Origin of the sequence: Myxococcus sp. XM-1-1-1 (assembly GCF_020037095.1) — a bacterium.
Taxonomy (GTDB): domain Bacteria; phylum Myxococcota; class Myxococcia; order Myxococcales; family Myxococcaceae; genus Myxococcus; species Myxococcus fulvus.
On the sequence record NZ_JAIQDH010000003.1, the window covers coordinates 186,162 to 211,152 of the forward strand.

Consider the following 24,991-nt stretch of genomic DNA (forward strand, 5'->3'; position numbering starts at 1 on the left):
GGAATGAGTCCAGATGACGACGACCCAAGCCAAGGCGCCGGTCTCCGAGAATGATGTGAAGCCGCTGTCCGGTCCGGCGCTGCTGGAGCGGGCCACGCAGGGCTTCGACCTGTTCCAGGAAGGCCGCTTCCAGGAGTCGCTGGCCCTCTTCGAGGAGCTGGCCGCGATGGATGGCTCGGAGGCGTACTTCCAGACCGCCCTCGGGGCCTGCCACCTGGCGCTGGAGAACCTGGACCAGGCGGAGGCCTTCTTCAACCGGGCCATCGAGCTGGACCCCTCGGACCTGACGCCGTTCGTCAACCGGGGTGAGGTCCATCTGCGCCAGGGCAAGGTGATGGAGGCGGCGCGTGACTTCAACCACGCGGTGTCCCTGGACCCCGAGGGCAAGGACCCCTTGAGCGCTCGCGCGCGGATGCTGGCGGCCGCCGCCCTGGAGAGCGTGGAGGAGGCCCAGTCCGGCGCCCCCGAGCGCGACTCCGGCTCCGAGCGTCCCTGAAGTCCCCCCGTCTCCCCCCTGGACGGAACACCCCCGCCCGGCTCGTGAGGCCCCCCTTGGGCCCGGGGCCGGGCGCGGACTAGGATGGGTATCCTCTGATGTCCGCCTCCAATCCGAACAGCTTCCTCTCGAAGTACTCCGACATCGTCCTGGCTGTTGTCGTGGTGGCCATCGTCGGGATGATGATCGTCCCGCTGCCGCCGCTGCTGCTGGACGTGCTGCTGACGCTGAACATCAGCATCTCGGTGGTGCTGCTGCTGGTGTCCCTCTACGTGCCAGCGGCGCTGCACCTGTCGGTGTTCCCGACGCTCCTGCTCATCACCACGATGTTCCGGCTGTCGCTGACCATCTCCACCACGCGGCTCATCCTGCTGACGGGAGATCCGGGTGAGGTGGTGGTCGCCTTCGGAAACTTCGTGGTGCAGGGCAACTTCGTCGTCGGCGCCATCCTGTTCCTCATCCTGGTCATCGTGAACTTCATCGTCATCTCCAAGGGCTCGGAGCGCGTCGCCGAAGTGGCCGCGCGCTTCACCCTGGACGCGATGCCGGGCAAGCAGATGTCCATCGACGCGGACCTGCGCGCGGGCTCCATCGACCAGGACCAGGGCAAGAAGAAGCGCCGCGACCTGGAGCGCGAGAGCCAGCTGTTCGGCGCCATGGACGGCGCCATGAAGTTCGTCAAGGGCGACGCCATCGCCAGCATCATCATCACCGTCGTCAACATCGTCGGTGGCCTCATCATCGGCGTGACGCAGAAGGGCATGTCCGCGGCCGACGCGGCCCAGAAGTACACGCTGCTCACCATCGGTGACGGCCTGGTCGGCATGATTCCCGCCATCCTCATCTCCACCTGCGCCGGCATCATCGTGACGCGCGTCGGCGGCGAGGAGGAGGGGGCCCACCTGGGCAAGGACATGGGCAGCCAGCTCACCGCCTACCCGAAGGCCATCGCCATCGCCGCGGGCATGCTCATCATCCTGGGCCTGGTGCCGGGTCTGCCGAAGATTCCCTTCTTCCTGTTGGGCTTCGGCGCGGGCTTCGGCGCGTGGACGATGCTCAAGAAGCAGAAGGAAGCGCAGATGGTGGAGGAGGCCGGGCCGGCCATGGAGTCGGACCTGGGCACGCCGATGTCGTCGGAGCCGGCGCCCAAGGAGCCGATGAACCCGGACTCCGAGCTCTTCATCCCCGTCGTCACGCCCATCGTCCTGGAGGTCTCCGACGCGCTGGTGCCGTACGTGGACTCGCGTCAGGACAACGGCAAGTTCCTCTTCGAGCTCATCCCGTTCATGCGCGATGGCCTCTTCGTGGAGCTGGGAGTCCGCTTCCCGGGCGTGCGCGCGCGCGGCAACTCGTCGCTGCCGCCGGGGGCGTACCAGATTCAAATCAACGAGGTGCCCGTCGTCACCGGGCAGGCCACGCTGGGCCACGTGCTCGTCAACGACACGGTGGACCGCCTGCGCCTGATGAACATCCAGGGCTTCGAGGCCATCAACCCCGCCACCCGCCAGCCGGCCGCGTGGGTGCCCGAGCAGCACCGCGACACGCTGGAGGCCGCGGGCCTGACGACGTGGGACGTGCCCGGCTACATCATCCTCCACGTGGCGGCCATCCTCCGGCGCAACGCGCGGGAGTTCGTCGGCGTGCAGGAGACGCAGACGATGCTGGAGCAACTGGAGAAGGCCTTCCCCGCCATCGTCAAGGAGGTCATCCCGAAGGTCGTCAACGTCCTGAAGCTCACGGACATCCTCCAGCGCTTGGTGGAGGAGGAGATCTCCATCCGTGACCTGCGCGGCATCCTCCAGGCCCTGTCGGAGTACGGCCAGGTGGAGGCGGACAACGTGATGCTCACCGAGCACGTCCGCGCCTCGCAGCGCCGCTACATCTCCCACAAGTACGCGCGCGGCAGCGGCACGCTGGTGGTCTACCTGCTGGACCCCAACATCGAGGAGGCCATCCGCGGCTCCATCAAGCGCACCTCGGCGGGCGCGCACCTGGCGCTCGAGCCGGAGCTGGCGCAGGAGATCGTCCAGGCCGTGCGCTCGGAGTGTGGCCACCTGCCGCCGTCCGCCCAGCGCCCCGTCATCCTCACCGCCATGGACATCCGGCGCTACGTGCGCAAGCTGCTGGAGTACGAGTTCAACCCCTCGTTCTCCGTGCTGAGCTACCAGGAGCTGTCCCCCGAGCTGAACATCCAGCCGGTGGCCCGCATCTCCACCCGGTAGTCCCGGGGCAGGGCAGGGCGCGGGGGCGTCACTTCCGACCCCCGCCGTCGTGATCGGAATCCTCGCGTTTCAACGCAACTCGCGAGGCAGGACACCGACAATGGAAGGAAGGCGGGAGTGCGTGCTCTCCAGCGCGGATTCCCCGAGATTCGGGAGGAAGTCATGACGAGTGTCAATCAGGCCGGCAACGCTTCCCGCACCCTCAGCACTGGCAGCACGAAGGTCGGGCTGAGCGATGCGGAGCTGACGAAGAACCTCGGTCTCATCGAGAAGACGGTGGAGAGCGCGTTCGCGGACATCGAGTCCGCGGTGAAGGCGCTCAACCAGCTCAGCGAGAACTCGTTCTCGACCGAGCCGGTCCGGGTGAGCGACCTGACCGCGACGGTGGACTCCGGCAACGTGTTCCCCACGGAGAAGCCGCTCATCGACGAGAACACCTTCCGCCCGGCGGACAAGCTGAAGGTGGACGACAAGGGCACCATCACCACGCCGGGCGGCTACAAGATCGAGCAGCTGGGCCAGTTCGAGTGGAAGATCTCCGGTCCGGACGGCAAGAGCACCCGCATCTGGGGCGACCCGCACGTCGACGAGAGCGACGGCGGCAAGTTCGACTTCAAGCGCAACACCACGTTCCAGCTGCCGGACGGGACGGAGATCAACTGCACCACCGTGCCCTGGGGCAACAACGGGATGACGGTGACGGGCAAGCTGGACATCACCAACGGCGCGGACCACATCGCCGTCACGGACATCGACAAGGGCAAGGGCAAGGTCGGTGAGCTGACCAAGGACGGCTACGAGACGACCGTCGCCTTCCAGTGGAACGATACCTTCCAGAACAACAGCCGGGACCTGCTCGTCATGGGCAAGGACTCCGACGACTGGGCCAACCAGGGCAAGGAAGTCCTGGGCGACGAGGGCGGCGGCGCCACCTTCAAGCACGGCAAGGACCTGGAGTTCCAGTACAAGGACACCCCCTCGGTGCTCAACCTGCTGCCCGAGCCGGCCAAGGACAAGAAGGACACGTCCAAGGCGGGGGACGTCACCCAGCAGCGCGACGCGCTGATGCAGAAGGTGAACGACCACATCACCCAGGCCCTCGCCGTGCTGGGCAAGCCGAAGGAGTCCGAGAAGGAGCAGCCCCTCGAGGACCGCTTCAAGTCCGTCGCCGACATGTTCAAGGCGCTGGATGAGATCAACTCGCTGAATGATATGGTCAAGCCGCGCAGCAACATCTTCATCTGACCCATGGCAACAAGAGGGGCCCTGCCCGAAGGGCCTCTCGCGAGGTGGTCTTGAGCGGCAAACCGGAGAGCGGTGGAACGCCGGACGTGCGGATTCCGAAGGCCCTGGTGGACAAGCTCGTCAAGGGCGAGCTCCAGCTGGGCCAGTTCCTGGGAATGACACGTGAGCGGCTCTTCGAGTACGCCGCCGTGGGCCACAAGATGCTCCAGGCCGGCCGCACCCGGCTGGCGCTGGACATCTTCCAGGGCCTGACGGCGGCCGCGCCCCAGGAGCCCGCCTTCCACACCCAGCTGGCCGCCACGCTGCTGACGATGGAGCGCGTGGACGCCGCGTTCGACGCCTACCAGCGCGCGCTCGCGTTGGATGGCTCGCACGGCGACGCGCTGGTGGGCCGCGGCGAAATCCTGCTGCGCCGGGGCAACGTCCCGGAGGGCCTCAAGGACCTGAGTCGGGCCATCGAGCTGGACCCGGGCCTGAAGAAGCGCTCCACCCAGCGCGCCAAGGGCACGCTGCTCGCGCTGAAGAAGCAGGCCGAGACGCTCAAGGCCGCCCGGCCGAAGCGCTGACGTGACGCCGTCCCCGCGGTGAGTGCGTGCGGGCGCGCATGTCGCGCCCGCGCCTCCCGTGCCCCCTCAGGCGCCGGCGACCACGGCGATGAGCAGCACCAGGAACACCAGCCCCACCACGCCCATGACGACGAGCGGGACGAGCTTCTGCTTGTCCTTGAGCATCGCCATGGCGCCGCCCGGAGCGACCTCGTCCGGGACGGAGTTCTCCTGGGAGGACTGGATGGGCTCCTCGATGGGGCCGGGCTCGGGCTCGGGTTCCGGCTCAGGGGGCGCGGGCTCCGGTTCCGGCTCCGGGGGAGCGGGCTCGGGCTCCGGCTCCGGAGGCTTCTCCTTGCGCACCGGCGCGGGGCGCGAGGGCGACGGAGGCGGGGCCTTCTTCACGTCGGTGGCGAGCTGGACGGGCTCCTCGGCGGGCTCGGCCGGATCGACGTAGAGGAAGCGCGTGCCGCCCACCTCCACCTCGTCGTTGTCCTTGAGCGCCTTGCGGTTCACCCGCTTCTTGTTGACCTTGATGCCGTTGCGGCTGCCCAGGTCCTCCACGTGGGTTCCGGACCAGTCGCGGCGGATCTTCGCGTGCTTGCGCGAGGTGAGGTCGTCCTTGAGGACGATGTCCACCTCCTTCTCGTCCCGGCCGATGACCAGCTCGGACGCGTCCGCGATTTCGATGCGCTCGCCCTCGCGGGGGCCGTTCATGATGCGCAGGTAGCGCTCCTCCGAGGAGGACAGTCCGCGCATCACGTCCTTCAGGTTGTCGCGCGCGATGAAGGACGTCTTCTCCGACGTGGCGTCCCCGTTGATGAGCTCCGTCACCTTGTCGAAGCGCACGTCGTACTGCGCGATGGCGATGACGTCGCCGTTGCGCAAGAGGCGCTTCTCGCCCTTGGGCAGGGGCTTGCCGTTGACCTGGGTGCCATAGGCGCTGCCCAGGTCCTCCAGGAAGAAGAGCGTGCCCTCCTGGCAGATGCGCGCGTGGTTGCGCGACACCGCCTGCTGGGCCAGCACCACCTGGCAGGACTTGTCTCGCCCCAGCGTGATGACCGATTCGGTGAGGACGTGCTCGGTGCCCTTGGCTCCGGCCTCGCTGCGCTGCGTGACGGTGAGACGGACGCTCATCGAGGGGGTGGTGCTTGCAGGGAACTGCGGGGCATCAGAACGTCGCGTTGCTCAGGTACTTCTCGCACGTCTGATACTCGGTGGGGAACTCTTCGGAAGTCGCATACTTCAGGAAGTTCTTGCAGGCCACCTCGGCGTGCTCGTGCTTGTTGGCGTCCTGGAAGAGCTCGAAGAGTCCGAAGTGGCAGGGGGCGTACTTCCCATCCAGCTTCACGCACTTCTTGTAGGTGGTCTCCTCCTCGGCCAGAAGCCCCTTCTCGCGGAAGGTGCGGGCGAGGGTGAAGAGCGCGGGGGCGGAGTTCTCCGCCTGCTGGGTGTCCTTGACCTCACGCAGGCCCGCGTCCGTGAGCGCCGCCTTGCGCTGGGCCAGGGCGAGGTTGTTGACGCAGCTGGTCAGCTTGGCGTCCAGCTGGATGCAGTTGGCGAAGGCCTCGCGCGCGTCGACGAAGCGGCCCAGCTCCATCAGCGTGTTGCCGTAGTCGTGCCAGACGTCGGGGTTGTTCGGGTCCGTCGCGGCGGACTGGGCCATGTGCTCGGCGGCCTCTTCGTACTGGTCCTCCTCGAAGGCGATGATGCCCAGCGAGTGGTGGGCGGCGGCCAGGTTCGGATTGATGGCGAGCAGGGTGCGGAACTCCTTCTTCGCCTCCGTGTACTTCTTCATCTTCATCATCGTGACGGCGAGGCTGTAGCGCGTGTCCAGGTTGTCCGGGTTCACCTTCAGGGCGCGCCGGTAGTTGTCGTGCGCCTTCCCGTAGGCTCCCTCCTCCGCGTAGAGGTAGCCCAGGTTCTGGTAGGACTGGAGGTGCTCCTGGTTGTAGCGCAGGGCCTTGATGAAGTGCTTCTTCGCGTCCTCCTTGCGGCCGGCCATCATCGCGATGATGCCCTTGTTGGCCCACAGGTCCGCGTACTGCGGCGAGAACTCCAGGCCCAGGTCGCAGTAGACCTCCGCCTTCACCAGGTTCTGGGCGTGCAGCTCCTGGGCGCAGAGCTCGTTGTTGATGAGCGCGCGCTCATGCGGCGGCGGCGTGGACAGACAGCCGGCGAGCGGAAGCGTGCAGACCAGGGAAAGCGCGGTGACGAGGCGGGCAAGACGCATGGCCGACCGAGTGTAGGAGAGCGCCTCCTTTGGCGCAACGCCTCGGCGGGGCCTGAATCCGGGCTGATTTCGGTGGGTTGCACGATTAGAGTGGCCGCCCATGCGTACCTTGCTCTGTGCTTTCACCTTCGCGCTGGCCCTGCTCGGGGCGGCCCCGGCTCACGCCCAGTTCGCCAATCGCAGCCTCGGGTTGTCGCTGGGTTACATGGACTTCAACCGCACCAAGGGGTTGGACGACGCCTTCTTCCTGGGCATCGACGCGAGCCTCTATATCGAGAACGGCTTCGAGCTGGTGTCCCTGTCGAAGGTGGCCTTCCCCCGCGACACGACGGACCCGGCGCGCAAGCGCGTGGTGGGCCTGGCCCCGTCGCTGGGCATCCGCTACCTGCTGATGGAGGAGAGCATCCGCCCCTACCTCGGCTCCGACATCAGCTACCTCATCGTCTTCAAGGAGAGCATGAGCAACTTCGTCGGCATCGGGCCCAATGCCGGCGTGGACTTCTTCATGTCGGACTCGGTGAGCGTGGGGCTCAGGGCGCAGTACAACTTCTACATCGCGCTCAACGAGAAGACGCAGAACTCGCTGACGTTGTCAGCGGGCGTGGCGGCGTACTTCTAGCGCTTGGGCAGGAGGGCCGCGGCGACGAGCAGCGTCCATTTCTCGTCGGACAGGTGGGCGGGCTTCTCCATCGCCAGCGCGTCCTGCAGCCGTGCGCCGAGCGCGGCGAACAGGCGCAGGCGGGCCTCCATGCGCAGCTCGTCCCGGCGGAGGACGGCGGTGAGCACCAGCTCCCGCTCCTCCGTGGACAGCCGCTTCACGCGTGAGACGAAGAGCGGATCCGCCAGCAGGCCCTCCTCGCCGGAGGCGTTGATGGCGGAGGGCACCTTCAGCCGCCGCTCCCGCACGACGATGGTGCCGGCGAGCATGTCCCCCAGCCGCTGCTGCGAGCCGGAGACGAGCGCCGTCACGCCACCCACCAGGTACAGCAGGGGGAGCCGGTCCACGGGACGGGCCAGGTTGCGCAGCGCCGCGTGGTAGAAGCCGATGCGCACGCCGCTCTCCTGGATGACCCGCAGGGACAGGGCGCGCTTGCCCACCGTCTGGCCGCTCCAGAGCGTCTCCAGGGTGATGCCGTAGCCCCAGTCCACCAGGAAGTACACGACGATGCCCAGCGCGCTCGCGACGCCGGGGAAGGCGGCCATGACCAGGCTCAGCCCCAGGATGACGGCGAGGCTGATGACCACGACGATGACCGAGTCCAGGAGCCACGCCAGGAAGCGCGAGTACAGGCCCGCGAGCGTGAAGCGGAACTCCACGTACTCCGGTGTGAGCACCGTGTGGGTGCCGTCCAGCAAGGTGTCGGTGGCCGTTGTCACGGCGGGCAGTGTAGCCGGCTCTCCGGGCATGCGGGGGAGCATGGGGGGATGCGGGTATTCCCAGGTGAGCCCTTCGGGGGCCCTGCCTGGCCGACCACCCGGCGAGTGCCCCGTGGGGGGCGCGGGCGGACGGGCGTCTGTGTTAATCATGGCTGTCGGGGTGGTGGGGTAGCCTCGCCGCCCCTCGCGCAACGTGCCCCCCTCCGCCACCTCATCCTGGAACCGCCGCCTCTTGCCGGCGGCCGCCTTTCAGTTCGCGCTCATCGCTGGGGTGACGCAGCTCAAGACGGCGGCCAACGCGCTGGTGTTGTCGCGTTTCGACTCGCAGGCGCTGCCCTACCTGTACCTGTTGGGTGCCCTCATCACCGCGGCGCTGACGGTGCTGCCGCGCTTCAAGCCGGGCTCGCCGTTCGAGTCGCCGGGCGTGCTGACGGGGCTGGGCGGTGTGGTGTCGATGGGGCTGGCGGTGGCGCTGTCGGTGGGCGTGAGCACGTCGGCGCTGGCGCTGTACCTGTTCGCGGACACGTTCTCGACGTTCGTTTCGTTCCGGTTCTGGGCGCGCATGGCGTCCGCCTTCGATGCGCGCGAGGCCCGGCGCGCCTTCACCGCGCTCAATGGCTTCGCCATGGGCGGCGGCATCGTCGGAGGTCTGCTGGTCCAGGGGCTGGCGGAGCGGCTGGGCACGCCGGCCATGGTGGTGAGCGGCGGGCTGGGGCTGTTGGCCGCGGGCGCCATCTTCCACCACCTGTATCGCGGTGAGCCGCCGCCTCCGCCCCGGGGGCGTCCGGCGCCCACGTCGTTCATGGCGTTCAGCTACCTGGCGGAGAGCCCCTACGCGCAGGTGCTCGCGGCGCTGGGCATCTCGTTCGCGGTGCTGTCGTCCTTCGTCGACTACCTGTTCCGCATCCGGCTGGAGGGCCAGCTCAGCGAGGACGCGCTGGCGGCGCTCTTCGGTTCGCTGCAGCTGTGGATTGGACTGTTCTGCGTCGCGTTCCAGCTGTTGTTGACGCAGCGGCTGCTCAAGCGCCTGGGGCTCCTGCGCTACGTGGCGCTGGTGCCGCTGGTGCTCGCGCCGTTGGCGGGGGCGACGCTGGTGACGCCCGACCTGTGGCCGGTGCACCTGTTGCGGCTGGTGGAGACGGCGGTGAGCTACTCCATCCTGCCGGTGGGCATCCAGCTGCTCTACGCGGCGGTGCCGGATGACCAGCGCGAGGGGCTGCGCGCGGCGGTGGATGGGCTCTTGCGCAAGAGCGGCGTGGTGGTGGCCGGTCTGCTGCTCATCGGCGCGGGGCGCGCGGCCACGGGCATGTCGATGGCGGTGGCCGTGGTGGCCATGTGCGCGGCGCTCGGGTTGCTCCTGGTGCGGCTCAAGCCCGCCTACGTCGCGGCGCTGGGTGAGCAGGTGGGCGCGCACGAGGAAGAGGAGGTGGAGCTGGAGGGGGAGGAGGAGCAGCGCCTGTTGACGGAGGCGTTGTCGGCCCCCATGCCGGACCGCGTGCTGCGCGCCGTGGATTTGATGGAGCAGGCGGATGTGTCGCTGCGGCAGCACCTGCCGGCGTTGCTGCGACATCCGCATGAGCGCGTGCTGGAGCGGGGCGTGGCCCTGGCGCTGGAGCTGGAGGCTCGCGAGCTGGCGCCGGTGCTGGAGCGATTGGTGGAGGAGGGGCCTCGTCGGCCTCGGGACCAGGCCGTGTGGGCGCTGGCGCGGCTGTCTCCGGAGCGGGCGGAGCGGCTGTTGCCGGCGCTGCTCAACCACCCGGACGTGGGGCTGCGGTGCGCGGCCATCGGCGCCCTGGTGAAGTCGACGGGGAGCGCGGCGGCGCTGGCGTCGCTGGAGGAGCTGCTCGCGCGCGGTGAAGGGGCTCCGGTGATGGAGCGCCGTGAGGTGGCGAAGCTGCTGGGGCGGCTCCAGGACGCGCGCTTCGCGGGGCCGCTCGCCCGGTATCTGGATGATGGGGACACCACCGTGCGGCGCGTGACGCTGGCCGCGGTGGGGGAGGGCGGCTACGTGGAGCTCGCGCCCCGGCTGTTGCCCTTCCTGACGTGGCGCGAGGAGCGCAAGACGGCCCGCGAGGCGCTCATCGCGCTGGGCGACGCGGTGACGCCGCTGGTGGAGGAGCACCTCAACAACAAGAAGGCGCCGCTGGCGATGCGGCTGCAACTGCCTCGCGTGCTGCGGGGCATCGGTACGCCCGCGGCGCTGGATGCGCTGCTGTTCTCCAACGTGCGGGATGATGCCTCGCTGCACTTCCGCATCGGCGCGCAGCTGTCGCGGCTTCGCGACGAGCACCCCGAGCATCCGGTGGACGTGGACCGCGTGCGCGAGGCGCTGGGCCGCCGTCGGGACACGTATCGGGCGCTGGTGGGGGCCTATCGCGACGTGCGCGCGGCGTTGGGAGATGGCTCGTTGCTCACCCGCGCGGTGGGCGACCGGCTGGACCAGGCGCTCGAGCTGTCGTTCTTCCTGCTGGGGTTGTTGGACTCGTCGCACCGCATGCGCGGCATCCACTACAACCTGGTGGGGCAGGATGCGCGGCGGCGGGCGCTGGCGTTGGAGTTGTTGGACAACCTGCTCTCCGAGGAGGACCGGGAGCTGGTGATGGAGCAGGTGGAGGCGCACCACCGGGAGCTGCCTCCCGGGGCGTCGGGGCGGCTGTGGCGCAGGCTGGCGGCGCTGGTGCAGAGCGAGGACGTGGTGCTGCGCGCGTGCGCCCGCCACATCGCGCGGGTGAACGGGCTGGACGTGCTCCCGCAGGAGGGTGAATTGAGCGACCGCATTGTCCAACGGATGTTCGAGCTGGAGGGCGTGAGCGTCTTCTCCCAGAGCGACGTGGATGACATCGCGGCCATCGCCGCGGTGGCCCGCGAGGGCTTCTTCCGCGCCGGTGAGCGCATCTATGCGCAGGGCGACCCGGGGGACGCGCTCTACGTCATCGTCGACGGCGCCATCGATGCGTTCCACGACGGCGAGCACGTGCTGCGCTTCCAGGGCAAGCAGGCCTTCGGCGAGGTGAGCCTGCTGGATGGCGCGCCGCGTCCCACGGACATGGTGGCCGCGGTGGACACGCGGGTGCTCATCATCGACCGGCGTGACTTCCTGGACCTGCTCGCGGACCGGCCCGAGCTGCTCACGGGGTTCTTCCGCGCGGTGAGCCTGCAGCTCCAGGCGCTCATCGCGCTGCCGGACTCGCGCGAGACGGGCGAGCGGCTGGAGATGACCGCGCCCGCGGCTCCCACCGCGCCGCCGCTGCCCACGGGCCCCGCGCCCGAGGGCTCGGAGCCGCCGACGACGGAGAAGCGCACCCGGGGTGGAGACGCCTGAGCGGCTCGGCGTGCTCGGGTTGACCGAGGGCTTCGAGCCGACGGGTTCGTGTCGCTGTCCGCGGGGGCCGTGTCCGAGGGCTTGGGGCCGATGACGTAGACATGCTCCCGGGGCGGCGACACCTGAGTGGCTCGCCGCGCTCCGGCTTCTCTGGGACCAGGTGCCGACTGCTTCGTGCGGCTGCCCGTGAGGGTGATGCCTGAGTGGCGGCGTCGTTCGTAGAGCCCCGTGACGAGGCGCGCGCTCTCAGGAGTCCTTGGCGGGGTGGTCCTGGTCCGGGCTGGTGGCGGTGAGCCGGCGGGTACGCTCGTGCTGGAGGATGTGTGCGGAGGCCACCGGGATGAGCGGCCGCACGAAGAACTTCAGCGGAGCGAAGGAGCCCACGAAGCGGACCAGCGACAGCCCCGCATACGCCCAGGGGTGGCGCTCCACCGAGGCGACGGGCGCGTAGACCTCGCTCGTGCGCTGGGTCCACATGGCGCCGTAGCGCTGGAGAATCCCCCACCGCAGGCCCGGCACGCGGGTGGTGAGCGTCGTCCACGCGCGCAGGAACCAAGGAGGCCGCTGGCCCGCCACCTCATCCCAGGCGCGGCAGCTCTTGGCGGCGGTGAACACCATCAGCCACCACATGCCCCACAGCGAGGTGATCGCCGTGAGCAACGGGCCGCTCAGGCCCGTGCAGAACAAGGGCGAGGCGACGAAGACCGCGGCCGGGACTCCCACCGCGAACAGGAGCATCGCGCGCACCCGACGCTGGACCTTCTTGCGCAGCCACTGCACGTTCAGCCGGACGTGCGGCGTGAAGGCCTCGTCCTCCGGCTCGATGCGCGTGAGCAGGCTCGCGTCGCGCGAGATGACGTCGTGGTAGTCGCGTGAGAGCGCGATGATGACCCACTGCGCGAGCTGCATCGCCGCGAACAGGGCGATCCAGAACGGCAGGCTGAGCAACGAGAAGCCCTTGTACGAGAGGAAGGGCAGGGCGTCCTCCTCCGGCGGAGGGGGATGGACCTTCTTCCGGGGCTCGCTCGACGAGGGGGCTCCCGCGACGCCGCCGTCAGAGGGGGCCTCGGCGCCGCCCTGCTGGACCTCCGTCGTGATCGCCTCGGCGATGAGCGCTCCCAGCGCACTCGCGAGAGACGGTCCCCCGTCGCCCTGTCCGTTCGCCGCGGCCTCGACGTCGCGAACCCGCTGCTCGAGGGCCTTGTCGCGCGCGGCCTCGGCCTCCAGGGCCTGCTGCATGGCGGCGCTCGCGGCCTTGAGGCTCTCGCGCACGTCGGGGGGCAGAGAGTCCACGTCATCCAGCACGGCCTCGGTGCTCGCCGGGGCCTTGAGGGTGTCGTCCGCGATGGCTCCTGACCCCATCGGACGCGCGCCCGGGATGGCGGTCTCCGCGAGCCCTGCCCCCGCAGGGGCCTGGGAATCTCGCGCCGAGTTCTCGGAGGCCGGACGCTCATCCGCCGGCTCCGCCGCTGCCGCGAGTTTCTCGGAAGGTCGAGCCTTGTTCTCGGAGGCCGGGGGTTCGTCCGGCTTCGTGGCTTGAGGGGCCGCGTGCTTCTCGGAGGCCGGTGCCTGGCGCTCCCCTCCACGGGTTTCGTCTCCTGGCTTCGCGGACTTCTCTGCCGACGCGGTCTCGGTCGTTCCAGCTGAGGACATCGAGCCAGGCTTCTTCGCGACGTGCGTTGGCGCCACCGTCCCGGAGGCTTGCTCCTGTCCAGCGGCCTCCTCTTCGTCACCCGGCGCCGCCCGCGCTTCCGTGGGCTCGTCCCCGTCACCCTGCTCGGCGGCCTCGGCCTCTGCGACGGCCGTGCCCCGCGCCACGGAGGTCTCCTCCCCGGCCTGGGGGCCCGCGGAGGCCTCCTGCTTCTCACGCTCCCGGGCGGCGATGCGTCGTCGGCGCCGCTCGCGCAGGCGCTCCATCACCTCCGGGTCGAAGTCCTTCGCCTTGTCCTCCGCCATGGCGTGCGCGGCCGCCTGGATGACCCGGGAGACCTCCGCCTCGACGGCCGCGTCCCGTCGCTCGTCCACCGCGTTCGCGGCCTTCTTCGCTGACCCCATGCACGTCAGCGCGAGCGCCAGGGCGACCATCGTCTGCATCATCCCCACACGCAGGTACCGGGAGCGCGCGGCGGAGTCCGCCAACAAGGCCCGGGCGATGTGGAACGGCAGGCTCATCCCATGCGCGAACTGCCTCAGCCGACCCTGCTGGCCCACACCGGAGCCATGCTCCTGGAAGTGGGTGGCTCCCTTTTGCAGTTCTTCCCAGAAATGCTGGGTCGAGGTACGACCGGAAGGGTTCTCCCCGCGCGCCGCGTCCTGACTCTGCTCTCCTCGGCGTGAGGGTGGGGCTTCAGGGGCCGAATGATCCGACACGCCGGCCACCGTATCACGTCCGGAGTTGTGCTAAACGGCGCTGCTGTGAACTCGACCCCCTGCTATCGCTTCCGTCCCTCCCGCCAGTCGCGCCTGTCTGGCGTGCTGGTCCTCGCGCTCGGCGCTCTGGCCGGCTGCGAGAAGAGCAGTCCTCCCCCCGCCGCGCCCGCCACCGAACAGCCAGACGCGGCTCCCGCGAAGCCCGCGGTGCCCAGCGAGGTCACGCTGCTGGTCACCGGCGGCACCTTCGGCCAGCTCCAGCCCGTCGAGGGCAAGGGCGGCGCCGCCGAGCTGCTCGGGCAATGGGTGAACAACGAGAAGCACTGTCCGGGCCCCGTGAAGGATGGCCAGGCCACGTGCGCGGACTCGGGCACCCTGGCGCTCGCCACCGGTGACCACTGGAACGGGCCCGCCCTGTCGTCCTTCTTCCTGGGCGCCCCCACGGCCGAGGTCATGGGCCGCATGGGCTACGCCGCCTCCGCCATGGGCAACCACGAGCTGGCGTTCGGCAAGGAGGCCTTCCTCAAGAACCGCGCCTCCGGCGGCTTCCCCTTCCTCGCCGCCAACCTGCGCGTGAAGGACCCGGCGCTCGCGGGTGACATGTCCCTGCCCGCGTTCCAGGTGTTCGACCGTCGCGGCCTGAAGATCGGCGTGGTGGGCCTGGCCTCCGAGAAGACCGTGCGCACGGCGATGGCCGGCCGCGCCGACGGGCTCGAGGTCACCGGTTACGAGGAGGCGCTCGCCAGCGCCGTCCCCGAGGCCCGCAAGGCCGGCGCGGACACCGTCGTCGTCGTGGCCGACACGTGCGTCACCGAGCTTCAGCCGGTGGTCGCCAAGCACCCCGAGTGGAAGCTTGCGCTCGTGGCCGGCGGCCGCTGCCCCGCGCAGGTGTACTCGAAGGAGAACGGCACCATCTTCGCGTCGCTGGACCGCGGCTTCTCCAAGTACCTGCGCGCGCACATCACCTTCGACCCGGCGAAGCCCGCGGGCGAGAAGGTCACCCAGTTCGAGGGCAAGCTCGTCGACGTGGCCGGTGGCACGCCCGACGCCGAGACCGCGCAGCTGGTCGCCAAGTGGAAGGCGCAGCTCGACGAGGTGCTGGGCCAGCAGATCGGCTTCACCAAGACGGGCATCCCCCAGGCCTCGCCGCAGATGGCGAAGTGGGTCGCGGGCGCGGTGCGCGAGTCGCTCGGCACCGACGCGGCCATCCTCAACAAGGGCGGCATCCGCGGCGACCTGCCGGCGGGCCCGGTGACTCGCGGCAGCATCTACACGGTGATGCCGTTCGAGAACTCGCTGCTCGTCGTGAAGCTCAAGGGCGAGGACCTGGCCAAGCAGCTGGCCAACCCCAACGCGCTCATCTCCGGCTTCACCGCCGCGGGCAAGGGCAAGTTCAAGGACGCCAAGGGCAAGGCGCTGGACCCCGCGAAGGAGTACACGGTCGCCACCGTCGAATACCTGTACTTCGGCGGTGACGGCTTCGAGTTCGAGAAGCTGGCCCCCGAGCCCACCGAGACGGGCATGGCGTGGCAGACGCCCGTGGTGGACTGGACCAAGCAGCTCGACTCCAACGAGAAGAAGCCGCTGGAGAAGCAGCTGAAGTAACCCGCGCCCACGCGCGGCTCCACGAGGCGCCGGACGAGCTCCCACCTGGGCTCCTCCGGCGCTTCGTCGTTGCGGGCCCCAGGGGACGTGGCCCCGGGGGCCTGGGCTGCGCGGCTACTCGCCGCCGATGGGCGAGGTCGCCGAAGGTGCGGCGCCGCACACGGCCTCATAGCGGGCCAGCGTGTCGTGCACCGTCTGGCTCAGCCGCACCGGCGTGCCCTCGTAGAGGACCTCCACCGCGAGCTGCTGCGTGGCGAGCGCCTCCTGGCACCGGCCGAGCTGGAAGAGGATGGTGGAGTACGTGTCCAGCACGCTCGCGTTCCCCGGCGCGAGGGCGAGGGCCCGCTGCGCCGCCGCCAGTCCCCGCTCGGGCTGGGCCGTGCGCGCGTAGTAGCGGGCGAGCCCCTCCTGCGCGGCGACGTTGTCGGGAATCAACTCCACCGCGCGCAGCCTCGCGGCCTCCTGTTCCTCCGTCGCGTAGCCCGCGGCATCCAGCGCCTGGGCGAGCGCGTCCCACGCCCTGCCGCTCTCGGGCCTGCGGCCCACCAGCTCCCTCGCGAGCTCCAGTTGCTCCTCCGGCTCGGCCGTGTTGCGGATGCGCAGCAGGGCCACGGTGAGGTTGCCCGGGTCCTCCTTCAGCGCCTGGGCCATCTCGAACTCGGCCTTCTCCAGCCGCTCCTCGGGGGTGGCGCCTCCCGGCGTCATCAGGAAGAGGCGCGCGCGGATGGCGTGCACCTCCGCGGGCTCCAGGGGCCGGATGTCGATGTCCCCGGAGACGGGCAGCAGCGGCGCGGTGATGGTCGGGGAGCGCATGGGCACCGTGCCCAGGGCGTAGGCGTGGACCTGTCCGGCCAGGTCCTTCACTCCGTGGAACGCCGCATCCCAGGCGACGCGCGGGTCCTCCCCGCCCATCAGCCGCTTCTGGAAGCGCTCGAAGCGCTCGGCGTGCTGGCTGATGAAGAAGTGCACCCAGAGCCACGCGGACACGTAGTACTGCTGGGACTCGGCGCTGCTCATCGGCCCGCGGCGGTCCCACTCCCACAGCTCGTCCAGCGTGCGCCAGCCCTGGCGCCGGGCGATGTCCAGGAAGGGGCCGTGCTTCGCCCCCAGCACCACCTCCTGCTTCTCCGGCTTGAGGGCGATGGTCTCCAGGTAGGTGGCCAGCCCCTCGGACAGCCAGCGGGGCTGACGCACCAGCGCGAACTGGGAGAGGTAGTGCGTCAGCTCGTGGGCCTGCGTGGAGATGTCCGCGCCCTCCTCGCTGAGCGCGTAGCTGTGGCCCGCCATCACCAGCACGGGGCCCTCGGCCATCGTCGCGGAGAAGCCCTCGATGCTGACCTGGGTGAACTCGGAGAGCTCCCGGCGGTTGCGCAGGACGATGACCTCCACCGTGCCCGGCGGGTCGAAGCTGCCGCCCCAGGCCTGCAGCAGGCCCTGGCGCATCAGCTCCAGCTCCCGCGCGGCCTCGGCGGACGTCTCCGCGTCCAGGTTCGTGCGGACGGTGAAGTGCGGGCTCTTCACCTCCACCCAGGGGCGGCCGCCCTCGAGGGGGCACAGTGCTCGCATGGAGCTGCACCCCGTCACACAGGCCAGAAGGCACCCCAGCAACGCCAGCCGACACGTCATGTTCCTGTTTTCCCACAACTGACGCCCGTAGGGCAGGGTGGGCATCCCTCCTCGCTGGGCTAGAGTGTCGTCATGGAGATGGCGGAGTTCATCGCGTCGCGCCGGCCTCGCTGGGAGAAGCTCGAACGGCTGCTGGACCAGTCGGAGACCCGGGGCCTCCGGGGCCTGAGCCTGGAGGACGCGCGGACGCTGGGGAAGCTCTACCGCGCCGTGTCGAGCGACCTGCTCTGGGTCCGGGCGCGCAGCGGTTCGGCGGACGTGAGCGCGTACCTCAATGATTTGGTGGGCCGGGCCTATGCGCTGACCTACCCGGGGCGGCGTCCCCGGTTCGCGGACGTGTGGGGCTTCGTGGCCCGGGGCTTCCCGGCGCTCTTCCACCGCGAGGTGCGCATGTACCTCGCCGCGGTGCTGCTGTTCCTCGCGGGCGGGGGCTTCGGCTACCTGGGGATGCTGGTGGACCCGGAGGCGGCGCACTACCTGGTGCCCGCCGAGCACCTGGACCTGGACCCCGTCCAGCGCGCCGCCGACGAGGCGAAGGGCGAGGGGATGACGGCCGACCAGCAGGCCCATTTCTCATCGTACCTCTTCACGCACAACATCCAGGTGGCCTTCCTGGCCTTCGCCCTGGGCGTGACGCTGGGGTTGGGCACGGCCATCATGCTGTTCGTCAATGGACTGTTCCTGGGGGCGCTGGCGCAGGTGTACGCGGCGAAGGGCATGGCCGGCTGGTTCTGGGCGTGGATCCTCCCGCACGGCATCCCCGAGGTGACGGCCATCTGCATCGCGGGCGCGGCGGGGCTCGTCATCGCGCGCGGGCTGGTGGCCCCCAAGGGTCTCACCCGGGGACAGGCGCTGCGCCTGGAGGCGGTGACGGCGGTGAAGCTGCTGTTCGGGACGCTCGCGCTGTTCGTGCTCGCGGGCTTCATCGAGGGCACCGTGTCGCAGATCCATCCGCCCAGGCTGTCGGTGGCCTTCAAGGTGACGTTCGCCCTGGTGGTGGGCTCGGGCGTCTATGCGTACCTGTTCTCGGACTGGCTCCGAGACTCCCACCCGGCCGGGCCGGGCCCGGACGCTCCCCCGGCGTCCTGACGGGCATCGTGGGCGACGGGGCCGTGCTACACGGGGCGGGTGCTGCTCCTGCCCCCGCTGCCGCCCCTGCCCGAGGTCCTCATCGAGTGCCCCCGCTTCTCGTTCGTGAAGCGGCGGGCGGATGGCTCGGTGGACTTCGTGTCGCCGGTGCCGTGTCCGTACAACTACGGCAGCATCCCGGGGCTCGTGGCGGATGATGGAGACCCGCTCGACGCGGTGGTGCTGGGCGCGCGGCTCGCTCGCGGGCAGCGGGTGCGGCTGCCGGTGGTGGGCGTGCTGGGCTTCGTCGACTCGGGGCGGGGCGACCCGAAGGTGATTTGCGGCGCGGCCCCGATGAGCGCCGCCGAGCGCGCGGGACTGGAGTCCTTCTTCCGCGTCTACGCGCTCTTCAAGCGGGGCCTGCACCTGGTGCGCGGCAACGACACCGACACCCGCTTCACGGGGTGGCTGCCGGTTCCGTCAGTGTCTTCCGCATCCTGAGGACGCGGTAGCTCAGCTCGCCCAGCGCCATCGGCCCCACCCACGTCTCCGGCTGGAAGCCCTCGCGCGTCCAGAAGCGCAGCGCCGCCGGGTTGGGCTCGGCCACGCCCACGCGCAGCACGTGCTGGCCCGAGGCGCGCAGCCAGTCCTCGTAGCCCGCGAGCAACCCCGCGCCCAGCCCGTGTCCCCGCGCCCCGGGCTCCAGGAGCAGCAGGCCGAGGTACGCCTCGCCTCGCGTCGGGAAGTCCTGGAGCCCCTCGAAGAGGCCCACCCACGCGCCCGTCGGGTCCACGAGGGCGAGCAGGTGCCCCTCCTCGGGCGTCACGCCAGGAGGACGCTCCAGGGTGAGTCGAAGGGCCTCGTCCGCACGCGCGGGGCGGCCGTAGCACAGACGGAAGAAGTCCTCGCAGCGCTCCATCAGCGGCTGGAAGCGCTCGGCCTCGGCGTCGCCGATGCGGTGCGCGGCGACGTCGCCGGATTGAAAGAGCGGGTGCATGGCGGGGTTAGAGGACGCCCCGGGCCTTGATGTCGAGGTAGCGGTTGACGGCCGCGAGGCTCAGGTCATCCGGCTGCACGTCGAGCATCTGCACGCCACCCTGGCTCACCCGCGCCTTGAGCACCTCGCGGTCCGTGAGCAGCTCCGAGGCCACCGCGTGCTGGAAAGACTCCTCGGGGCCCGGAGGCGGTGTGCGCAGGAGCTTCTGCAGCGCGGTGTCCTTGACCGACAGGCACAGGGGCACGTGCCGCCGCGCGAGCCGGTGGAGCGGGGCCACCATGGTGGACGCCTGCTCCTCGTCGAGGAAGTCCGTGAAGACGCACAGCAGGCTGCGCCGCGTGAGGCGGACGTTCAGCTCCTTGAAGAGGGCGAGGTAGTCCACGTACGTGAGGCTGGGCGTCGTGGAGTAGAGCGCGTCCACCATCTTCCGGTACTGCGTGCGCCCCGCCGCGGGAGGCAGGTACGTCTTCACGCCATCCGCGAAGACGGCGAGCCCCACCCGGTCTCCGTTGCGCACGGCGACGAAGGCGAGGAAGAGCGCGGCGTTCACCGCGTGGTCCAGCTTGGTGAGCCCGTCCACCTGCGCGGCCATGGAGCGGCCCGCGTCCACGCAGATGAGGATGGACTGCGAGCGCTCCGACTCCAGTACCCGCGTCACCGGCCGTCCGCGACGGGCCGTGGCCTTCCAGTCCACGTCGCGCGCGCTGTCTCCCTGCGCGTAGTCGCGCAGTCGCGCGAACTCACTGCCGCGTCCGTCACGGCGAAGTTGCCGCAGGCCCAGGTTCACCAGGTCCAGCGCGGCGCCGGACAGGAGCAGTCGGCTGGCGCCTCGCAGGTCCGGGTACACCGAGAGGGTCTGCGTGGTGGGGAACACGCGCTCGTGGAGGACGAGCCCCAGCGGGCCCGACACGCGCGCGGTCACCTCCGTGAAGTCGAAGCGGCCTCGCCTCGCGGGCGTCACCCGGTACACCCAGCGCGTCTCGCTGTCCGGGGGCAGCTCCAGCGTGGCCTCGTCGGGCACGGCGGTGAAGGACTCCGGCACGCCGTCCTTGACGCGCACCCGGGCCGTCCGGCCGCCCCGGTGCACCAGCCGCAGCTCCACCTTGTTGGGCACGCCCACGTTGAGCCGCTGCGGCAACACGCGCCGCGCCTCCAGCCGCACCGCGCGCGCCCACAGGAAGTCCAGCACGGCGAGCGCCAGGGCCAGCGCGTCCAACGCCAGCACGGCGCCGCCCAGGCCGGGGAAGAACCCCGCGGCCATCATGGGCACGGCCAGCAGCGCGAACAGCGCCCAGAGGCGCCCGGTCGGAATCACCGGGGGACCTCCACCGCCTGCACCACCTCGCGCAGCACGTCCGACGGCGTGGCTCCGTCCAGCTCCGCGTCCGGCGACAGCAGCAGCCGGTGCTTCAGCACGGGGCCCGCCAGGAAGCGCACGTCGTCCGGCGTGACGAAGTTGCGCCCGCGCAGGGCGGCCAGGGCCTTGGACGCGAGCAAGAGGTGCACGCCCGCGCGAGGACCCGCGCCCAGGCGGATGCGACTGGAGGTCCGCGTCGCCGCCACCAGCTTGCGGATGTAGCCCAGCACCGGCGGCTCCACGTTGACCTCGTTGAGCGCGGCGCGCGCACCCAGGAGGCCCTCCTTCGTCACCGCCGGGCGCACCCCCGCGCGCGCCAGGTCGCCGGCGTCGAAGCCGCGGTGCACGGAGGCGAGGATGGCGTCCTCCTCCTCGGGCGCGGGGTAGCCCACGTCGATCTTCAGGAGGAAGCGGTCCAGCTGCGCCTCGGGCAGCGGGTACGTGCCCTCCGACTCCACCGGGTTCTGCGTGGCGAACACCGTGAAGAGGGGGGACAGCGGCAGGTTTCGGCCCTCGAGCGAGACGCCGCGCTCCTGCATGGCCTCCAGCAGCGCGGACTGCGTCTTGGCCGGGGCGCGGTTGATTTCATCGGCCAGCAGCAGGTCCGTGAAGATGGGGCCCTTCACGAGCACGAAGCCCTGGGACTTCAAGTCGAACACGCTGGTGCCCAGGATGTCCGCGGGCATCAGGTCCGGGGTGAACTGGATGCGCTTGAAGTCCGAGCCGATGCTGCGCGCGAGCGCCTTGGCCATCAGCGTCTTGGCCACGCCGGGCACGCCCTCCAGCAGCACGTGGCCGCCGGCGATGAGGCCGCAGAGCATCAGCTCCAGCACCTCGTCCTGGCCCACCACGGCCTTGCGCACCTCGCGCAGCACGCCCTCGCGGATGGCATGGGCGGCCTGCACGGCGGAGCCGGTCTGGACGAGCGGGGAGGCGGGGTCGTTCGCGTTCATGGGGTACCGGAAGTGCTGCGCCGGGCCTGGCCGGCGGGGTGGAGACCTTGCCGCAGCGTGGCCGCTCGCGCGGTGAGCTGCTGGAGGTCGGAGTCGTTGTTCACCGTGTCGGCCCGGCCGACCACTTCGCGCAGGCCGCGCGCGAGGTCCTCCCGGCCGCGCTCCTGCAGCGCCTCCGAGACGGCCTTGGGCGCCGCGTGCGCGGGCAGGCCCGCGTGCAGCGCGAACTCCTGGGTGAGCCCTCGGGCGACCAGCTTCGCCGCGAAGCCGTGGTGGCGTCCCTCGCGGTACAGCCGCGCCATGGCGAACAGGGCATCGGTGGCGCCCACGCGCACGGACTCGGGCGGAGGGCGGGGGCGGCCGAAGCGCTTGAGCGCCACGGACCACAGCGCCACGCCCGCGAGCAGCTGGAGCACCGCGAAGTGCAGGCCGTAGCGGCGCGCGAAGTCGACGACGGAGCGCTCGTTGGTGAAGCCGTGGTGGAACTCGTCGAACTCGTACGGGCCGGGGCCCAGCGCCGCCAGGGCGGAGAGCCAGAACTGCGCGTTGTCCGCGCGCGACAGCGCCACGTTCATCGCCAGCTCCGGTGCGCCCAGCACCAGCACCCGGCCCTGGCCGTGAGGCACTACCGCCGCCACCATGCGTCCCAGGCGCTCGTCCTCGAGGACCGGCACCGCGGTCGTCGGCAGCTCCAGGTACGCCTGCACCTTCACCTCCACCCGCTCCACGCCGAGCGTGTAGGGGGAGGGGAAGGGGGGCACCAGCGTGCGCATGGGCAGCGTCGTGTCGGCCTTGATGAGCTTCACGCTCAAGGCGTCGAGCAGCGGGTTCTCCCGCGAGCCCCAGGGGACGTAGACGGCGGAGCCGCCCGCGGACACGTGCGTGAGCAGCTCCGTCACCTCGCGGTCGTCGAGTGCGCTGGCGCGGAAGGTGTTGAAGCCCGTGTGCGGCACGTCCTCGTCACCCAGACCGGCGTCCGGCTCGGCGGCGAGCTGCGTCTGCTCCAGGTCATCCTCGCGAGCGCCCTGCACCTCCACCGCGAGCAGCACCGGTGTCGTCGAGCCCGTCGTGCCGATGCGCAGGTCCGCCATGCGGCGAGTCACCGGCAGGCCGCTCTCCTCCGCCAGGAGGTACAGCGCGCGCGCGCCATCTTCCTGCGCGCGGTAGGTGGACAGCGTGTCGGCGAACTCGCCACGACGCGCGCTCGAGATCAGCATCGAACCGAGCACCACGGTGAGCACCAGGCCGCCCACCGCGAGCAATGGGAGGCGGTCACGCACCGGCGGCCTCCCGGCGAGGGCGCGCGGTGCGCATCGACGTACTGACCACGGCGAGCACCCCATGGCCCACCATCAGCTCGAGGCGGCGGTCACGCACCGGCGGCCTCCTGGGGCGTGGGGGCGGCGAGCATCGGCGCGCTGAGGGCGCGGAACTCCTGGTAGCCGCTGCTGCCCACCGGCGTGTTGCCGTACCACGCGAAGTCGAAGCGCAGCGTCAGCTCCCGGAAGCGGGGCTTCCACTCCATGCGCCCCTTGAACTGGCTCAGGTAGTCCCAGTTGGACAGCGTCACGTCGTAGAGGATCGCGCCGTCGCGGTGCAGTCGGGACAGCAGTGCCAGGTAGAGGCTGCGCACCGCCTCGCGATACTCGCCCTTCGCGGCCAGCTCGTCCGCGAGCTGCGCCCAGCCCTCCGGCGGACGCGACAGCGCATGGCCCGCGTCCCCCGCGAGCGTCGAGGCGTCCAGGGTGGACACCTCCAGCCCCTCGCCCGCCTTGCGGCGCACGTTCTTCTTCAGCGCGCTCCAGAGCACATACAGCAGCACCGCCACCGTCAGCGTCGCGATGACCACCACCAGCGTGTTGGCCACGGCGCCACCGGACACGACGGGCGGCGTGAAGTTCCGCGTGGGCGGCGCCTCGTCCCGCTCGAAGAGCTTCTTGAGGAACTCCCCCAGCCAGGTCGTGAAGCGGCGCCACCAGTCGGGAGGCTGGGTTGGCTCCGGGGGCTCCTCGGCGGCCTTCTCCACCGGCGGCGCCACCGCGAACTCCGGCCGCGCCAGGATGTCCCGCGCCCGCGCCGAGGCCTGTCGCGCATCCACGGCCGCCTGCGCCTGCACCGTCCGCGAGCCCTGCTCCAGCCCCTGCTCCAGCGTGCCGAGCGCCGAGTCACAGTCCTCGTCGTCGTAGGCCTGCCGCTCCACCGCGCGCACCAGCCGGTCCAGCTTGCCGCGCTCACCCGTCCCCAGCGCCCCCAGCTTCTCGAAGCGCGCGTCCTCCTCCGGACCCGCGCCCTCGCACACCGTGGCCACCTGGCCCAGCCGACGCACGGCCTCGCGGCTCGACGTCACCGGCGCGCGAGGCGCGTCCTCCTGCGCCCGCGCCGGCGTGCCCGTCAGCAGCCCCAGCCCCAACACCACCGCGAGCATCGCCGCGCTCCGCTGTCCCAGGGGCTTGCCCGTGGAGCGCGGGGGCAGCTGCTGCGCCGCGGCCAGCAGGTCCAACCCCTCCTGGCGCACGCGCCCGTCGACGAGCAGCAGCGTGGCCGTCGCGGCGCGCACGGGCTCGAACAGCGTGAAGGTGAGGGCGGCCAGGAACAGCAGCCACGGCATGTTGTCCAGCGAGGCGTAACGCTCCGCGAACGTCAGGTCCACGCCCAACAGCTTGCGCGCCATCATGAGCAGGAAGTTCAGGCCGATGTGCAGGTTGAAGAACACCAGCACCTGCACGGACATGAGGAAGCGCACCTTCAGCGCCGTGCCTCGCGCCGGGCCCAGGAGCCGCGAGCACTGCCCGTACAGCCGCAGCACCGAGCCGCGCCCCTCCATCACCGCCGCGTAGCCCACGCTCTGCGCCGACACGACGAAGAACGCGATGCCCAGCGTCAGGTTGAACAGCAGCCAGTTGAAGACGAAGAGGTACGCCACCGCGACGAAGACCGAGGGCAGCCTCGCCAGCACCGCCTTCAGCGAAGCCCACGTGGTGGGCTCCGCCGGGCCCAGCAACACCGCCTGCACATGGTGCGCGGCCGCGCTCTGGCCCACGCCCCGCGCGAACCACGCGAGGGTGAACGCCAGCGACGGCAGCACCAGCGAGTGCCCCATCCGCGCCGCCTCCGCCAGGTACAGCACGGACGCGATGACGGCGGCGCCCCCCGGCAGCGTGAGGGCCCAGACGCCCGTGCTCCGGGCGCACAGGCGCAGCGCCGCGTCCATCACCGCGATGGCGTTCCGGGGCCGCAACTCGAGCGCGGAGACGGCCATGGCTCAGCCCATCACCAGGTGGAGCGTCATGTAGACCGCCCCCCAGACGATGCCCAGGCCCGCCACGGCGAGCAGGCCGCTGCCGACCGTCCACTCGCGTCGCTCGGCGGGGCCCTCGAGCGCCTGGAGGCGTCGCCCCAGGCAGCTCGCGCAGCGGTTGATGCCCTCGAACTGCGTGGTGCACTCCCGGCAGATGACCCGCCGGCACTCCACGCAGACACCGAGGCCGGCGCGCTCCGGGTGGTAGTGGCAGCGGCCCGAGCCCTGAATCATGCCGCCACCTTAAGCAGAGCCGGGCCCGCCACACCACCCCCAG

At 70.6% G+C, this 24,991-nt stretch carries 20 protein-coding genes; 9 read left to right on the forward strand and 11 right to left on the reverse strand.

The annotated features are described in order from the left end of the window. The first annotated feature begins 13 nt into the window (after window positions 1-13). The 4 genes from K8640_RS08465 to K8640_RS08480 all read left to right on the forward strand — a co-directional run bounded on the left by K8640_RS08465 (window position 14) and on the right by K8640_RS08480 (window position 4,529). A complete protein-coding gene (locus K8640_RS08465) occupies window positions 14-496 on the forward strand; it encodes a tetratricopeptide repeat protein (protein ID WP_223746602.1) in 483 nt (160 codons plus the stop codon). Between the two features lie 98 nt (window positions 497-594). Then, window positions 595-2,718, forward strand: coding sequence for a type III secretion system export apparatus subunit SctV (sctV, locus tag K8640_RS08470; protein ID WP_223746603.1), 2,124 nt, complete (start codon window positions 595-597; stop codon window positions 2,716-2,718). Between the two features lie 162 nt (window positions 2,719-2,880). Beyond that, entirely contained in the window at window positions 2,881-3,963 is a 1,083-nt protein-coding gene (locus tag K8640_RS08475; protein ID WP_223746604.1) for a DUF1521 domain-containing protein, read from the forward strand. Between the two features lie 44 nt (window positions 3,964-4,007). Continuing rightward, on the forward strand, window positions 4,008-4,529 hold the full coding sequence (locus K8640_RS08480) for a tetratricopeptide repeat protein (RefSeq protein ID WP_370640324.1): 522 nt from the start codon (window positions 4,008-4,010) through the stop codon (window positions 4,527-4,529). Between the two features lie 66 nt (window positions 4,530-4,595). On the opposite strand, the gene K8640_RS08485 is transcribed toward K8640_RS08480, so the two are convergent. Beyond that, window positions 4,596-5,645: an FHA domain-containing protein gene (locus tag K8640_RS08485; protein WP_223746606.1), complete on the reverse strand. Its 1,050-nt coding sequence runs from the start codon at window positions 5,643-5,645 to the stop codon at window positions 4,596-4,598. Between the two features lie 34 nt (window positions 5,646-5,679). Continuing rightward, window positions 5,680-6,741, reverse strand: a complete 1,062-nt coding sequence (locus K8640_RS08490; protein WP_223746607.1) for a tetratricopeptide repeat protein — start codon at window positions 6,739-6,741, stop codon at window positions 5,680-5,682. 100 nt (window positions 6,742-6,841) lie between these two features. Between K8640_RS08490 and K8640_RS08495 the strand changes: the two genes are divergently transcribed. After that, window positions 6,842-7,360 (forward strand): outer membrane beta-barrel protein, encoded by a 519-nt coding sequence (locus K8640_RS08495; RefSeq protein WP_223746608.1) that lies wholly within the window; start codon window positions 6,842-6,844, stop codon window positions 7,358-7,360. Here K8640_RS08495 and K8640_RS08500 read toward each other — a convergent pair. Then, entirely contained in the window at window positions 7,357-8,160 is an 804-nt protein-coding gene (locus K8640_RS08500) for an RDD family protein (protein WP_370640325.1), read from the reverse strand. The genes K8640_RS08495 and K8640_RS08500 overlap by 4 nt on opposite strands. Before the next feature lie 151 nt (window positions 8,161-8,311). On the opposite strand from K8640_RS08500, the gene K8640_RS08505 reads away from it, so the two are divergent. Then, window positions 8,312-11,440: a cyclic nucleotide-binding domain-containing protein gene (locus K8640_RS08505; RefSeq protein WP_223746609.1), complete on the forward strand. Its 3,129-nt coding sequence runs from the start codon at window positions 8,312-8,314 to the stop codon at window positions 11,438-11,440. 246 nt (window positions 11,441-11,686) lie between these two features. Here K8640_RS08505 and K8640_RS08510 read toward each other — a convergent pair whose 3' ends face one another. Next, window positions 11,687-13,651 carry a hypothetical protein gene (locus K8640_RS08510; protein WP_370640326.1) on the reverse strand — a complete coding sequence of 655 codons (1,965 nt, stop codon included), beginning with the start codon at window positions 13,649-13,651 and terminating at the stop codon, window positions 11,687-11,689. Window positions 13,652-13,855: 204 nt separating this feature from the next. Between K8640_RS08510 and K8640_RS08515 the strand changes: the two genes are divergently transcribed. Continuing rightward, window positions 13,856-15,415 carry a bifunctional UDP-sugar hydrolase/5'-nucleotidase gene (locus K8640_RS08515; RefSeq protein WP_223746610.1) on the forward strand — a complete coding sequence of 520 codons (1,560 nt, stop codon included), beginning with the start codon at window positions 13,856-13,858 and terminating at the stop codon, window positions 15,413-15,415. Between the two features lie 114 nt (window positions 15,416-15,529). Here K8640_RS08515 and K8640_RS08520 read toward each other — a convergent pair whose 3' ends face one another. After that, window positions 15,530-16,981, reverse strand: coding sequence for a hypothetical protein (locus tag K8640_RS08520; protein WP_223746611.1), 1,452 nt, complete (start codon window positions 16,979-16,981; stop codon window positions 15,530-15,532). 132 nt (window positions 16,982-17,113) lie between these two features. On the opposite strand from K8640_RS08520, the gene K8640_RS08525 reads away from it, so the two are divergent. Then, complete coding sequence (locus K8640_RS08525) at window positions 17,114-18,130, forward strand: stage II sporulation protein M (protein ID WP_223746612.1); 1,017 nt, start codon at window positions 17,114-17,116, stop codon at window positions 18,128-18,130. A gap of 39 nt (window positions 18,131-18,169) precedes the next feature. Then, complete coding sequence (locus K8640_RS08530; RefSeq protein ID WP_223746613.1) at window positions 18,170-18,610, forward strand: inorganic diphosphatase; 441 nt, start codon at window positions 18,170-18,172, stop codon at window positions 18,608-18,610. Here the strand turns inward: K8640_RS08530 and K8640_RS08535 are convergent. The 6 genes from K8640_RS08535 to K8640_RS08560 all read right to left on the reverse strand — a co-directional run bounded on the left by K8640_RS08535 (window position 18,567) and on the right by K8640_RS08560 (window position 24,948). Further along, window positions 18,567-19,106, reverse strand: coding sequence for an N-acetyltransferase (locus K8640_RS08535; protein WP_223746614.1), 540 nt, complete (start codon window positions 19,104-19,106; stop codon window positions 18,567-18,569). The two genes, K8640_RS08530 and K8640_RS08535, sit on opposite strands and share 44 nt — an antisense overlap. A 7-nt stretch (window positions 19,107-19,113) precedes the next feature. Further along, complete coding sequence (locus K8640_RS08540) at window positions 19,114-20,421, reverse strand: DUF58 domain-containing protein (RefSeq protein ID WP_223746615.1); 1,308 nt, start codon at window positions 20,419-20,421, stop codon at window positions 19,114-19,116. Beyond that, window positions 20,418-21,416, reverse strand: coding sequence for a MoxR family ATPase (locus K8640_RS08545; RefSeq protein WP_046712731.1), 999 nt, complete (start codon window positions 21,414-21,416; stop codon window positions 20,418-20,420). Before K8640_RS08545 ends, K8640_RS08540 begins: the two co-directional genes overlap by 4 nt. Continuing rightward, complete coding sequence (locus tag K8640_RS08550) at window positions 21,413-22,696, reverse strand: DUF4350 domain-containing protein (RefSeq protein WP_223746616.1); 1,284 nt, start codon at window positions 22,694-22,696, stop codon at window positions 21,413-21,415. Before K8640_RS08550 ends, K8640_RS08545 begins: the two co-directional genes overlap by 4 nt. Window positions 22,697-22,785: 89 nt before the next feature. Continuing rightward, window positions 22,786-24,675: a DUF4129 domain-containing protein gene (locus tag K8640_RS08555; RefSeq protein WP_223746617.1), complete on the reverse strand. Its 1,890-nt coding sequence runs from the start codon at window positions 24,673-24,675 to the stop codon at window positions 22,786-22,788. 3 nt (window positions 24,676-24,678) lie between these two features. Then, a complete protein-coding gene (locus K8640_RS08560) occupies window positions 24,679-24,948 on the reverse strand; it encodes a hypothetical protein (RefSeq protein WP_223746618.1) in 270 nt (89 codons plus the stop codon). Window positions 24,949-24,991 lie beyond the last annotated feature (43 nt).